This window comes from Bacillus sp. BML-BC051 (assembly GCF_019656175.1).
Lineage (GTDB): Bacteria > Bacillota > Bacilli > Bacillales > Bacillaceae_G > Bacillus_A > Bacillus_A mobilis.
In genome coordinates, this window is the sequence record NZ_BPLI01000044.1 from 117,921 (window position 1) to 132,969 (window position 15,049).

10 protein-coding genes and 2 pseudogenes are annotated in these 15,049 nt (G+C 30.9%); 4 read left to right on the forward strand and 8 right to left on the reverse strand.

The window, feature by feature from the left end; all coding sequences use genetic code 11:
• Positions 1-26 precede the first annotated feature (26 nt).
• Positions 27-2,597, reverse strand: a complete 2,571-nt coding sequence (locus K5S59_RS18520) for a KAP family P-loop NTPase fold protein (protein ID WP_144534385.1) — start codon at positions 2,595-2,597, stop codon at positions 27-29.
• 204 nt (positions 2,598-2,801) lie between these two features.
• A complete protein-coding gene (locus tag K5S59_RS18525) occupies positions 2,802-3,968 on the reverse strand; it encodes an ATP-binding protein (protein WP_144534386.1) in 1,167 nt (388 codons plus the stop codon).
• Positions 3,969-4,123: 155 nt separating this feature from the next.
• Between K5S59_RS18525 and K5S59_RS18530 the strand changes: the two are divergent.
• The 3 genes and pseudogenes from K5S59_RS18530 to K5S59_RS18540 form a co-directional block, all read left to right on the forward strand.
• Positions 4,124-4,537: pseudogene (locus K5S59_RS18530) on the forward strand (arsenic resistance protein); the annotation flags it as partial.
• Positions 4,538-4,644: 107 nt separating this feature from the next.
• Positions 4,645-5,220, forward strand: a complete 576-nt coding sequence (locus tag K5S59_RS18535) for a Pycsar system effector family protein (protein ID WP_144534387.1) — start codon at positions 4,645-4,647, stop codon at positions 5,218-5,220.
• Complete coding sequence (locus K5S59_RS18540) at positions 5,220-5,978, forward strand: adenylate/guanylate cyclase domain-containing protein (protein ID WP_144534388.1); 759 nt, start codon at positions 5,220-5,222, stop codon at positions 5,976-5,978. Before K5S59_RS18535 ends, K5S59_RS18540 begins: the two co-directional genes overlap by 1 nt.
• A 123-nt stretch (positions 5,979-6,101) precedes the next feature.
• Here the strand turns inward: K5S59_RS18540 and K5S59_RS18545 are convergent, their stop codons facing one another.
• The 6 genes and pseudogenes from K5S59_RS18545 to K5S59_RS18570 form a co-directional block, all read right to left on the reverse strand.
• Positions 6,102-6,797, reverse strand: coding sequence for an FtsB/FtsL family cell division protein (locus K5S59_RS18545; protein WP_144534389.1), 696 nt, complete (start codon positions 6,795-6,797; stop codon positions 6,102-6,104).
• Positions 6,779-8,500, reverse strand: coding sequence for a site-specific integrase (locus K5S59_RS18550; protein WP_144534390.1), 1,722 nt, complete (start codon positions 8,498-8,500; stop codon positions 6,779-6,781). The genes K5S59_RS18545 and K5S59_RS18550 overlap by 19 nt, the downstream gene beginning before the upstream one ends.
• A 5-nt stretch (positions 8,501-8,505) precedes the next feature.
• Positions 8,506-11,181 carry a hypothetical protein gene (locus K5S59_RS18555; RefSeq protein ID WP_144534391.1) on the reverse strand — a complete coding sequence of 892 codons (2,676 nt, stop codon included), beginning with the start codon at positions 11,179-11,181 and terminating at the stop codon, positions 8,506-8,508.
• 14 nt (positions 11,182-11,195) lie between these two features.
• Positions 11,196-12,410: a site-specific integrase gene (locus K5S59_RS18560; protein WP_186369154.1), complete on the reverse strand. Its 1,215-nt coding sequence runs from the start codon at positions 12,408-12,410 to the stop codon at positions 11,196-11,198.
• A gap of 137 nt (positions 12,411-12,547) precedes the next feature.
• Positions 12,548-13,105 (reverse strand): annotated as a pseudogene (locus K5S59_RS18565) (SPFH domain-containing protein); the annotation flags it as partial.
• A gap of 2 nt (positions 13,106-13,107) precedes the next feature.
• Positions 13,108-13,536, reverse strand: a complete 429-nt coding sequence (locus K5S59_RS18570) for an NfeD family protein (RefSeq protein ID WP_000741981.1) — start codon at positions 13,534-13,536, stop codon at positions 13,108-13,110.
• 273 nt (positions 13,537-13,809) lie between these two features.
• Between K5S59_RS18570 and K5S59_RS18575 the strand changes: the two genes are divergently transcribed.
• Positions 13,810-15,027 (forward strand): MFS transporter, encoded by a 1,218-nt coding sequence (locus K5S59_RS18575; protein WP_120449883.1) that lies wholly within the window; start codon positions 13,810-13,812, stop codon positions 15,025-15,027.
• Positions 15,028-15,049 lie beyond the last annotated feature (22 nt).

The window sequence follows — 15,049 nt, forward strand, 5'->3', positions numbered from 1 at the left end:
TTCCTTACGATTGCTGTACCGTCCTTTTAACTAGTTACATATACTTCTCGATTGTTATTATAAAATTCATTAAACAAATTCAATATTTGGGTTTCTTCTTCTGTCATTGTATTATTGCTCGCTTCATATACCTCAACATATTTTTTAATTTTTTCTTTATCAAAATGCTTATTAAATTCTTTATCATTGAATTGTATTTCTTTCCACCCCTTACCCCCTTGGTATACATTAACTCCTACTTGGAAAATACTAAGAAACTTTATGATATTTCTTTCGTCCATTTCCAGTAATTTATAGTAGTATTTTACAACATCTTCTATATTATCTATATACTCCATTAAAACCCACATTCCATGTTTCTTTTGATTGTCTACAAAAATGTTAGCACCAAAATCAATATATTTCTTTTGCAACTTTGTTTTGAATAGATTTTTGCAATCCTTCACAATATTCTCGTATCCCATATTTTCTGCTTGTCTTTCAGCAAAATACAGGACTCCTCTTACGAATTCCAAATCAACACATTTTGTAATAATATCTTCTAATAAAGCCTTTTTTAATTCATTGGTCTTAACCAGGTTAATTATTTCTGCTATCGTTGCTGTAGCATGGCTGTATACAGATAAATCCATAAAATCAGCATCTGTATCATTATACATTGTTGAGTTACTGTAAAGTATTTGTGCCAACCTCGAATGAGAATATGTATCCATATCTTTTAAATACCCATTAATATTTTTGAAGAATTGAACTTGTTCCGCTAAATTCATTCCATTGAATAAGTCAACGAATTTGAAATTAGTTTTATCACTCTCATTACTTAAAACCAATAAAAACTCTTCAATTTTATCATTTAAAATCATGTATTCAGTTTTCTCAAAGGTAAAATAAAAATCAAAGAACTGATCATCTTCAATTGATTTTCTAGGAATGGAATCATAATTTGCACCAGTACTCACTAAATTAGCGTACCCATTTTTGTAATTTTTCACTGAGGTAAATATAGAACTCATTATTATTTTCAATATTTCCCGTTTTTCTTCATTTGCCACTTTAGAAAAGAACCCATTATAATATTCTTTTCTACTTTCATTGATATTTGTATTTGAAATCTGAGAAGCTAAATTCGAGAAATAATAAACAAATTTATTTTTATTCCTTACAATCTCTCTATGCTGAACTGGAAATGAAAATTCAATTAAAGTAATGATTAAAAAGTCATAAAAACTAATATTTTTCCCCATCATGGCAGATTTTATATTCAATAAATTATAAAATCGTTTAATTTTCCTTACATCATCGAATAGAGCAGAGATACTTTGGAGACTGCTTTGAATTTTCTCTTTCGATTCTCTATCTATAGTTAATTCTCTTTCTTTTATGAAATTATTAAGATGGTCTATCAAAATGGTTTCATACGTTCCATGAGGAACTTTAGGCAATGTAAAACCTACTTGTATAATTTTATCTAAATAATCTTTATCCGATTTCATTTCACGCCAAAGTATTCTCTCTATTCGTTTTTTGTCAAAGGATAAAATGTAAATAAAGTTATCAAAATCTGAAAACAGTTTAACCATTTTGAAAATCAATAATATCTCTTCTCTTTCCATCCTGTCCAAATCATCTATAAAAATAACAACTTTTTGATCTAGTTTTTTTAGTTTATCTTCAATTTTATTTTTCACCGTATTTACATTTTGTCTAGAAGTGAAGTCAGGAATAACCATTGAAATAACTTTCTTAATTTTAAATCCTTCAATTGAATCAAGAAGCAAATCTCGATAATCAGAAATTAACATCATCAAATCCAATGTCATCATCTTTTTCCCTAAACTTTCACAGATTAAATCAAAATAATTTTTTATAATCGAATCTATAGATTTAAAATACCAAGGTTCGAAGCGGATTACATGAATGTAGTCTTTCCCGTCACCTAAATCCTTTTCAATCATATCTAGTATAGTAGTTTTCCCCTCTCCCCATTCACCATACATCCCAATAACAAATGATCCTTTAACATTAACACCCTTTATCGCATTAGATAAACTAGTAACAGTGTTTTTTCTATTCAGTAAATCTTCTGTAGCTGGGTTGTCTACCGCAAAGTGTTGAGGAATCTTCTCTCTAGCAACATTACTTATTATTTTATTAATTCTACTAACTATAAAAGCAAATATAAGAACTAATAACACATAATATTCGACTATAAAGCTTAATTTCTCCACTCCAAAAACTGTAATAACTTTATAAATTATTAATCCTATGAACAAGCTAGCTAAAGCTTTATCAATAATGGTTACATATGTAAAATAATGAATTTTATCTTTTATCCCATAGAAAAAAACTTTATATTTTATTCCCAATAATATAATAAGCACTCCTGATAAATACAAAATAAACGCCCAAATTCCAGTCCAATCAAAATCAATTACTCGATTCCACACTAATGCAGATGGACTTTGAATTTTTGCAAAATAATGCAAAGTTATTAATGATATAGTAACTAAAATACTTAATATAATTGTTTCTATACCAAAACTTTTTATTACTTTAAAACCTTTAGTACTAATATCCTTGAAGCTCACATTTCTCATTTAACCTTCACACCTCTATTTACACTCTCTCATTTTTCATTAAACACGAATAAGTTCTAAGTAATATTAAAATCCATACAAAAAAGATGACCGATTTCCCAGTAAAAATCGGTCAATAATATTAAATCCCTCTCAATATTATTATTAATTCAACTATTCTAAATTACGCTTCTTAACGGTTTTAACATATTCTACACAAAACCTTTATACAACTTCTATTCTCAGTTCGCCAGTAATTGGCTTAGGAAGATTTTTAGCATATATTGTATACTCCCAATTTAAATTTTTCCCGCAGGCTCTTGGCCCAAAAGCAACTCTTAATTCTTCTGCAAAAACTTCTGTGTTCTGTTGATGTTTAAGAGCTCCAACATCTGCTTCAACAATAAAATACTTTTCTTCCTTTTGAACATTCGGATAATGCAAAACAGTATTAATTGCTACATTAGAAATAGCCGCATGAAATATATCCCTTCCCTTAGGCGGTTCTGAAGGAATCTCTTCCATTACAATTATTCCCTCTTCTCTCGGAATTGTCACTCGAATAGATACGTCCTCTAAATATCGCTCACCATTATTCCGAAGAATAATATTTATTTTTTTTGAAATTTCTTCACCTACATAATAACAGTCGTGCTGATAATAATCTTTTTTTACCTCTTTTAAATTTTCTCTTAGCTTTTCCGTACTTCTTTCCTCATAAGGTGTTGGTTGAAAAGGCGAAAATATCATACTATCAAAACCATCTATTTCCATTTCCCCTTCTTTTTCTCTCCTATTTAATTCACCCTCAATTCTTTGTTTAGCTAATTCAGACGGAAATTTAACTTCTTTTATTCCTTCTATAATTATTTTATCCTCAAATGCTTCATTGAAACCAACTGAAATTTTCCCATTAAAATACTGATTTGATCGAAACGTTAATAATTCATCTAAATCTCTTCTTGTTAATCGATCTTGTTGGCTACCTCTTCTAATGTAACAATCTCCTTTTTTTAAACTTTGGAAATCTTTTTTCATCATATAAGGAGGATTATTACAAGGACCAATTTCAAATATACCTAATAAGTTCCCCCCTACTTCAAGTGGAGAATATGAAAACTCAATAGAAGGTTCGATGTTTTCTCGAATAATCTGTTCATAAGTTGCTTGATCTATAAATTCCTCTTTCTGAATTGCATGATATTCTTTCTCTCCATCTGTTTTATCTTTAACACCAACAACAATGTATTTTTTACCGTCAATTGGTGCATTAGCCATCGACATAATATCCTTAATTAAATCTTTGTTTTTTTCTTTTTTATATTGTTCTCTTTTAAAATCTAGCCTTGTGCTTTCACGTTCATATTTTATTAACCACTCAATATTCTCCAAACCGTTTTCCCCTTTACGATAAATTTTCTCTATTAAACTTATAATCTTTCCATTAAATACCTAAAAATATTGTAAACTGTATATTGAAATAAAACAACAAGCACAAAACTGTATGTAGTGTTTTATTCCTATTCTTAAAACGTCCTATAAAACAAAAAACAAAAGGACATGAATGGTATGAATCAACTGTGGTCCCGCGTATTAGTCCATTAACTTTAATCGCTTTACTATTTACGATTGTTGTAATGTTCTCTATTAAAGGCGAAATGATTGTTTAGCTGTCAATGGATGTTGTCTGAATTGCAATCCCATTACTTATTTACTTTATCTTAATGTTCTTTGTTTCGTTCTTCTTATCTAAGAAAATGTGAACAAGTTACCCCGTTATGACTTCCTTATCATTCACAGCAGCAAGTAATAATTTTGAATTAGCTATCGCTTTCGCGGTTGGAGTATTTGGCATTCACTCAGGTGCGGCTTTTGCAGCTGTAATCGGCCCATTAGTAGAAGTACCAGTTTTAATCGCGCTTGTTAACGTAGCTTTAAAATTAAGAGACAAATTTTTATAGAATCAATAAGAATTAAATAAAGTCACTGTAAATGCTGTTAAATGTTGTTAAATCTTCTTAAAGATATTATATAATACAAATAATAAGCTAATAGGAGGTGAATGTTTATGGCAGGAAATAATTCTTTAGATAAAAGCAATCTGACTGAACGTTTAGATCGACATCTCGACTGGATTAAAAGTTGTGATACTAAAGCATCTATTGTAATTGCAGTACTTGGTGTATTTCTTACAATATTTACATCAGAGAACTCTATTAAAATGTTAAAACAGATTCTTTCACAGCCCCTTCAACACATTAATTTTGCAAATCTTTTATATCTATTATTATTTGTTATTTCGTGGGTTATTTTTATATATGGAGTTTATTGCTTAGTTAGAGTACTCGTTCCTCGGTTAAGCAAAGATACACTAGCATATGAAGGCATTTATAATGATTCACTTTATTTTTTCGAAAGTATAGCTAAAAATAACTTCCGAGAATTTAAAGATAAAATGAATAACTCTGAAGACGATGATGAAATAGCAGATATTCTTTCACAAATCTATGTAAACGCAAAAATTTGTACAATTAAGTATTCTTATTACAGTAAAGGAATTAAATGTGCTGCTCTAGGAATTGCAGGTGTACTAATTTTATATGTAATTGGAATGATTTTAGTAATGTTAGGGGGGTTTAAGTAATGAAATTTACAAATTATGATTATAAGGAACGTAAGAAAAAAGTAGAAGAAATTCTTGATAACACCGACAAAGTAAATGTAGTAGGTAAATTCCCACAAGATAAGGATTTCACTTATACTAACGGTTATAAAGCATGGGCCAGTGCTATTTTTGTAGACTTAAGAGACTCGACAACTTTATTTTCAGGAAAGAACGATATAGATATAGCAAAATTAATTAGAGGATTTACTTCTGAAATAATAGAAATTTTGAGAAAAGATACTGATAATGATTTAAAAGAAATTGGAATACGCGGAGACTGTGTTTTTGCTGTATATTCAACTCAATTTACAGGAGATATTTACGACGTTGCAAATCGAGCTTTCCATATAAATACTTATATGAGAATGCTGAATAAACTGTTAGCGGAAAGAAATCTTCCTACCATAAAAGCTGGAATTGGTTTAGCAACAAATGAAACACTAGCTGTTAAAGCGGGCCGAAAATCCTCTGGAATTAACAACTTAGTTTGGATTGGTGAATCTGTAGCTAAAGCAGCTAAATTATCTGATTTAGGCAATAAAAATGGTATTGAGCCAATTGTAATGTCTAGTTTGTTCTATTCAAATTACATAGATGTTCAAAAAGGATTACAACCTGATGACGATGTAGAGAAATGGTGGACAAGAAAATACGACACTTCTTATGGAACGTACTATCATGGCACAGTAGTTCAATCAAATTTTGATAAATGGATTACAGATGGAATGCAAGATTAAATGTATAATTAGATTATAATTTTATTTTGCTAATAGGACTTATCAACATTACACAAATAAAAAGAGCTTGGAAACTTCCAGGCTCTTTTGTCATTTGGTATTTCGCTAATACCCTCTTCCTTTTTAAAAACCATAATCGTCTGCAATAGTACCACTTTCTTTTAAAGGGACTACTTTCATTTCTTCTTTTTTTTCATTATCATTAAAATCATAAAGAAGAGTCATATCACCAGCAAACATAGACATTAATACATCCTTCACAACAGGATCAGCCGTTTTCCCCATGTTCATAACATTGACAAGAGAGTTTTTATGCGATTTGCTATGATGAAAAAGTGTTATGATCCCCTTTTGGAGTTGTTCGATTTCCTCTTGAAGTTTATGTTTTTCTTTTGAAAGTTCTACATTTTCTTTGTTTAATTCTTTGATCGATTTTCTATCTTTCTCCATTATACGCATAATTTGTTTAGCTAATTGTTGCGGGTTAGTATGATAATCATCTACTAATTTTGCGATATCAACAAAATCCTTTCCAAAACTACCATCAGCCACTTCAATTAATGTTTTATTTTTCATTTCGTCGATTAGCTCTTTCCCTTTATATGGCGAACCTCGATATTCCTTCGACCAAAAATCCTGAGAGTACGCTTTAAACGGGACACCATTAGCCCGTAATTTTTTCTCTTTTACCAATTGTTTGTTTAATTGAAACACACTGTTATATGTTAGCTTTAAATGGTTACCATTCAATTCCTTTAATCGTAATTGAATAATTTCATGTAACTCTTGTTCATCGAATACTATTGATTTTCTAGCCATTTTTCTTCCTCTTTCTCAATTAAATTACTTACCTCTAATAAGTCTTCATTTGACTTTATTGCTATAAATAACTGCTGTATTAAAGCATTTAATTCATTTGCTTGTTCATTTATTTTTCTTTCTGTATGTGGTCTTGTATCAACTTCCTTACCAAAGCCCTCTAATTTAAGTTCTCGATGCATTTGAGAAATAAATGTTGCCTTTTCTTTAATTTTTTCTATAGAAGGTTTAATAGTTTCTTGACGTATTATTTCTTTTTGTTTTTCAATATTTTCTCGATTTGGTTCCACCCACCATTTGGAGCAAAATACACAGTGTGTAGAATGTTCACAAGGCATTGATAAATCTGTGCAATAACCTAAATTCATTTCAACACATTCATTTAAAGGAACTGGGGGAGAAACAGGCATATTGCTTATCTTTTCTCTTATTACTATATCTTCAAAATCTAATCCTTTTATACCGTCTTTCGCCAGTTTATAAATTTCTGTATTCACATAAAACCCAACGTTTTGTTGATAATGGTATTGCGCTTCTAATGTTGTATGTCCACCTAATCGTGCAATTTCAATTGGCGATATTCCTTGAAGAAGCAATGACGTAAACGTAATATGCCGAGTATCGTTTAAATTTATTTTTCTTTCTACTGATAATTTATATTTTTTAAACACTACATCTTCATAAAATCTTCCTAACAATGTGAATAAGGCTCCTGTATTAAAAATTTCATTGTATAATTTCTTTTCTCGGCCTGGTAATTTGAATTTTTTAGAAGCGAATACAATAGAAGGATAAGAGATAAGTGTTTTTGTTTTCCCAAAACCCTCTGTCAATTGAATGTAATCGTGAATTAATTCATACATTTCTTTATTTATTTCTAAAATATCAGATACACCTAACCTCTTTTTTTCGAAATTAGGATTTCTTTTTCTGCGAGGTAGCCGTAAAAAAAAGCGATCCCCATCACGATTAATACAATCCCGTTTTATATTGCAGAATTCTATAGGACGCATAGGTATAATGTTTGTTATTTTCCACCATAATTTTACTGGCAGAAAAAATAAAAGGTCTTCTTTTGACAAATCCTCTTTAAAATATTTCTCTACACAATTAGCCAACGTAAAAACGTCTATTGCTTTAGGTAGCTCTCTTACTCCTGTTTTAGGGGAAAGACTGTTTTTTAAAGAAATAAATAGGTCTTTATAGTTCTGTAATTGTTCTATTTCACAAAAATCAAGAAAATACAACCAACTTGTCACTTTGTCCCTCTTAGACTTAGAACCTTCAGCTAAATCACGGATTTTTTCTTCTACTTCATCAGTTGAAGCTTTAAAGCAATTTGTGATTTTTAAAAATCCCAAAAGATTTGTATATATACTACGAATGTGTTTAATTGAAAATTGTTGACTCAAGCTAACAATCCAACACTTAGTGATAAGTACAAAATCCTCTGAAATATGACTTTGAAATTTGATTATATTCTGTAATCTTTCAAAGTTAAAATGAGCTCTTTCCGCTCTTTCTTCCATCAACCAAATCCAAATCAATCCCTCAAAATCTCCCTGCAAAACAATACCTTCTTCAACTAAACTTTCATAAATAGTTTTTGCTTCTTCTGTACTTTCCTTCAAATCAAAACGTTCATCTGAGAAGCTATCAAAGTCTATCTCATAATCAAAAAAATCAAACTCCGCATCCTGCATATTTTTCACTTCCTTTCACTTGATGAAATCATAAAACGAGAGTCAATTTCTTGTGGATAAGGTACTTGATTGACAAGTGCACGAAATTCTTTTGCATCTGATTTTATAAAATCATAAACTATTTCCTTTCCGAATTCTTTTATCGCTGCTGATAATATCTTTAATTCCAAATGAATAAGATTTGATTTTTTTAATTTCATTCCTTTATTCGTTTCATTCATAAAATCTTTCAATCTTGCAACAATACTTTCACCAAGTGAACTTAATGCATAAAAGGTTGGGATAGCATAAGGGCAATGAAAACAGCTTTCTAGATGCATATTTCTACAACCAGACTCTCCAAATAAACAGTGTATATTCTCATTTCGACTTGATAGTTGTTCTGTATACAATAAATGTAATTCTCTTCTTGCTTCTTCTAATGTTTTCCCTCTAATATAATCCGCTACCGATCGTTGCTTCTCATCAAACTTATTCATAAACCCTGCAGTTGCTTCAAGCTTAAATATGTCACCAAATTTTTGGGTTAATTCCATAATTTCGTTAGTTCTTTTTTCTCTATCTGATGATTTTCCTAATACCTTCTCAAGAAAAAGATCAGGAATAAATCCGAACTCTCCTCTTTGAAACAGTTGTTTAGTTAAAAGATGAAATTCTTCCTTTGGAATATGAACATAATGTTTAATAGACTCTATATCCTTATGTCTTCTCATTAACTTCACCAATGTTGCAGATTTTTCGCCTCTCTCTTGTTGTGCAAGAAGAATATAAATAATTGTCATTAGTGTTTCATTCATTTTTCTTGATGAAAAAGAGAAATTAGCTTTATATTTAAAATTCGAAAAGAACGCTTTATGATGTCGATCAGTAAACACATTATTTTTCGTGTTAAAGTTTATTAAAAATGGATAATCCGATCCTTGTTCTTGATAATAAGATTCTAATAGTAAAACTACTGTAGCAAATGCTTCTGCTAAATCGTCAGAACAAATAAAATATCCTTTCACTTGCGTCTTAGAAATAAGTAGTTCATGTTGTCGCACTCGATTTACAATTAAACGGGCCGTTTGGAAATCAACTTCATAATTAATCATGTCCTGAATGCTGGGAATATGTACATTCGTCAAATCTATTCGCTTAAAGGATGTTACATCTCCATGCCTCCACGCGTTATTTAAATGAATAATTACATACAACCATGTCGAAGCATATGTAATATCATTTTCTTCAACCAACTTACGAACACTTTCTTGTACATGAAATTTAATTTTATTTACATGTTTCTTTAATTCCTTATATGTCTCGTATTTGTATATTTCTCGGTCCCCTTCACTCAAGGGATCTTTTTTCTTTTGTTTTGGTATGTTGATTTTACTTATATTGAACACTTTTTTCGTATTCTCATCTCCAACTAAATCATAATTCACCTTTTCCAAAAACTTACACAAAATAGTTCTTCTTGGAGTCGAATCATCCATACTACGATTCATAAATAAATTAATATCATTAGAAGTAAGAGCATAAATTTCTTTTACTTCATTCTCCTTTAGAAGTTCAATAATAAGTTGCGTTACTTTTACGAATTCCTTAATTTTCCGATTCATTGTATATTCGGCCGCATGAGAAGTATGAAGTATTTCAGAAACATGAGTAAGCCATTTTTCTTTTGTATATGTTGTCTCCTTATGAAAAGAAACTCCTAACAGTTCTAGTTTATACTTAAAGGTTGCAAATGGACTCTCTAACCAAGTATTGTCTACCTGTTGTTCTAATTGACGCTGTTCTTTTCGATTCTCAATGTCTTGTTTTAAGAATGAATGTTCAATAGTTGATAATCCCTTATAACGGGCATATGTTGGAATTTTATGACGTTCTAATGAACAAGGATAGTCTAAAGCATTTCTTGAACCAAGATACTCCAAGGCTTCTGGGTAAGTATAATGGTTGTCCCAAAATTCCTCTCGTTTTTGAACATGTTGTTGTATTTCTTCTTTTGGATAAGAAACGCCTTGACTAGTTGGATTTACCGAATGTACTGGATTTTCTAACAACATGTTTCTAAACTGTGTTTCTGTCATATTCAATAAGGATAACGCCTCTTTTTTTGTTATAAAATGTTTTGAAATTGATAATTCCTTTTCTTTTTGTTTTCTAATCAATTCTTCTCTAATTTGATTAAAATCTACATTTTGATAAAAAAAGAGTTTTATATTAACTTTGATTGGATGAATATCGTATTTTTTCTCAATATGATTTAATTCACTAGAAGTTACATTAGGGAACAGTTCCATTAATCTCGATCTTGCTGTATGCTGTTTTAAGAAATGATGAAGAACTTCTTTTTTTATAAATTTTCTAAGATTCATAAAAGGAGGAATAGCATAATTAATAATTTTAATCGGCAATCCTAAGTTACTAAAAATTTCGTCTATTTTATCTCCCTTCGCACTTCTTATCCCTAGCAACTTTGTTGCTTCTTTAAGGTTATAATGATTTTGAATAATGTCCTCTTCTTCTTCTATAAATGCTTCTAAACTACTTAATTCTATTTTACTATCTTTATGTTTCACTAAGTCTTTTACAATTAAGCGTTGAAGTTGCTTTCTAGACTTTTTACTTTGAATATGTTCATATTTTGGATTCGTTAACAATTCTTTTAGTTCGATGTAAACTCTCCCCATTACTCCGCTCCTTTTCAATCCTCTACATAGATTTCAACTAGAGGTAAATTATTAATTGCGTCTGATAATTGTTCTTTAATTGTTAATTGATCTACATATGACATTACTGCATCCAATGTGCTATCACCACGGGCCGCAGCTACTTGAGCTGGCGACAAATTTGTTTTTGTGAATAATAAATTAGTGAACACTCCTCTACCTATATGTGTAGACCAACTTGATTCGTTAAGTAGTAGATAATCGTCATATCGACTAGGATTTTGTTTAAGCAATGCTATGAAATTTTTTTTAATGTCATTAAACCATTTCGAATACACTTCGCCTGTCATTGGCTCCCCCTTTTTATTAATAAAGAGTGCCTTTTCATGCCTATTCTTTACCTTTAACAAATGTTTCATGTGATCTTCAAATAGTAATTCAAATAAAGGGTTATAAAATAGTGGTTGTTTACGCCCTTTCTTTACCTGTGAATGTGCAGTATTTACATTCCCAAATAACAATTCTTGTCTATCAAACACATCCAATGTCACCGATTTACTTTCTCGATGTACAGCATCAATGGTTAGATTAACTACTTCTCCCCTTCTTAACCCTCCAAACATTTGCATATAGATACCTAGTACCATAGATGGATACATTACTTTAGCTAATTGCAAGAACTCATTTATCAACCTATCATTTAAATGTGTTAAAGTATTGCTTGGTTTTTTATTTTTTGACGGATATACAGTACTAAATGCAGGATGGCGGAAAGGCGATTCTAATGTTTGCTTATTTGAACCTTTTATGAGTTTTCGCTCTAATTCAAATTCAGGTTCAATTATGCTATGCTTTATCAAATATTCATAAAAAGAAGTTAAAATAAGTTCTCTCTTCTCCACTGTCTCTCTTCTGTTTTTCCTCTCTACAGAAAGACTTGTTATAAATCTACTTCCATGGATGTATTTTAATCCATATAATCCCTGGCCGCTTAAAGAAAGAAATGTTTTATCCTTTTCTTTTACTTTATCTCCTATAAAATTTAAAAACATACATATGGTAGTTGCTACATCCTTTTGATAGTTAAAAGACTTCCCTCTATACTCATACATGGTTTTAATAAAATCTGTTACAGGACTAGGATATTTTCTTCCTGTTTCTTTATTTTCCACCACTATAGTAATGACTCTTTCATATCCCCCTTCTCCATTAATAGAAGGTATATTATCTTCTTGAACTTTATATATCATTTTCTTCCTCCCCCATAAAACGAAAAAAAGCAACTCCTCTTCCATAGGGTTACTTATCATATCACTAATTCTATTATTCTTTAGGAAATTACAAAATCCTTCTCATATCAACAAATTTAGGCAATTAATCTATCAATTTTCTCATTTCCCCAATACTTGTCCGCATAATCCATTGATGCTTGCACATCTTTCGGCGGATTAATATCAACAACTTCAACACGTTCAATACGGACGCCCCATTTTTCTGTTGCTTCATCAAGTGCTAAGCGAATTTCTGTTGAAATTTTTTCGCGACCAGATAACGTTTCATCCAGTTCCATTTTACCGATAATTTGGCGCATCGTTGCAGAAGTAATGTTACGAACACCATATTCATAGTTCGAAATACCATATGTCGCAAGTTCTGGCTCCACAATTTGATAGAAAATAATTGTATCAATTTCTACTTGTACATTATCTTTCGTAATTACCTTCTGCGGTGGTACATTCGTTTGTTGAATACGTAAGTCATGATATACACGAACGCGATCTACAATTGGTATTAATAAATTTAATCCAGGCTGCATAATACGCTGAAACTTACCAAATCTCTCAACAACTCCAACTTTTTGCTGTGGAATAATTTTAATTGTTAATGCGATAAATGTAACAACAATTAGTGCGAAAATAATCGTTAATGTCAATGCTACTGCCATATTTATTCACTCTCCTTTTTCACTTGTAATATAGTACTATTCCTCTTTATAACAATAACTTTTTCTCCAGCATCAATTGGATCATCTGCGATAGCTGTCCAAGTATCTCCATCCACCTTCACAATACCATTCGCTTCTTTTGTAATCGCTTGCATAACAATTCCTTTTTTACCAACTAGCATATCTACTGTATCAGTAAAACCTTTTGCTTCTCGAAAGTTTTTTGAAATTCTTTTTGTAAAGAAAGTCAATGTTAAACTCACAATCGCACCAGCAACAACTTGTAACAGTAGTGCTTCAGGAGCAAACAAAGCAATAAGACCTCCGACAACTGCTCCAATTCCAAGCCAAAGCATGTAAAACGTAATCGACAACATTTCTGCAATAAATAAAATACCAGCTATTATAAACCATATTACCCAAGCAGCCATATGCAACCCTCACTTTCTTTCTCATTTTCTATATGTATATGAAGAAAAGAATGGTTTATCCGCCCTTTATTATACATGGGCGCTTACTACAAGCTATTGTACATATTCACTGTTATAATGAGCATTTTTAAAATGCTATATTAATATATTCTTCATTATACATGAAAATCCCTTTCAAAAAACGACAAAAAATGAAATTCTTTCGAAAATTTAATTTTCAATTTATAATTATTCTAGCTAGGGAAATATTTTTTTAAGAAGGTGGTGTGCTTATTGCATAGTCGTTCATTAACTTACTATTTAGGATCAAAAATATGCATTACTCTCGCTGACATCGTATACATTATGATTATTACAACCCATATGTATATCACAACGAAATCAGCAACATTAACTGCTCTGTTTCCATTACTCCAAGTCATAACTAATCTTATAGCAAATACATCTGCACCACTTATAATGAATCGTTTTCCATCTTATTCATTACTTTTTACACTACAATGGACAAAAACTGCTCTATTATTTTTATTAATGATATTATTCCCAGCCTTGTCCACAAACATTGTAGCACTATTCATTTTCATTTTTTTCATTTCATTATGTAGCGGCTGGAGCGCACCATTATTATACAGTATCCTACCTCGCCTTACACGAAAAGAAAAATTAGTAAAAGTAAATAGTATTTTTTCCTTTTCCACACAAATTGCGCAAGCCGCTGCTTATTCATTTACAAGTGTTATTGTTCTTCAAATCGGCGCCACTTCTACACTTATGATGAATAACATATTGATGATCTTTGGATGTGTTGCACTACACGCTTCATTACGTTCCATACATACTGAACGAGTAATAGAGTCTTCTTCTTCAAAAGGCGCTGCTTTATTGGAAGGTTGGAAACTCTTATTTCGGAATCCTTCTCTCCGTACCGTTACATGTATGGACTTAATTGAAACTTTCGCAGGGACGATATGGATCGGTGCTATTACGATGGCTTATGTAACGACTGTCCTTCATAAAGGCGAAGAATGGTGGGGATATATTAATACAAGTTATTATGTTGGGACGTTAATTGGCGGGATATTAGCGTGGAAAATGAGTACATACATTCAAAACAATTTAATACGCTCCATGGCGATAGGCTCTCTTATGTTCAGTATTCTTACATTTTTATATGGTATGACAAGTAGCGGGTTTATTGCGCTTTTTCTATGCGTTCTAATGGGTCCTTGTTATCAAATTAGAGATATTTCTCAAACGACAGTGCTACAATTAAGTGTCGCCCCCACTTTACTATCAAAAATGTATACAGCTCATGGTGCACTCCTCTCGACAGCTTCTGGTCTTTCTATGCTTAGCGTTGGAATTATTACCGATTTGTTTGGTGTTCGTACGATTTATATCATCGCTGCTTTTCTTATTTTATGTTCCGCTTGTTTATCTTTTAGCCTATTAAAATATCATAAGACAGATCAAAAAGATATTTCAATGTAATCAATAAAGTAAAAAGGACAGG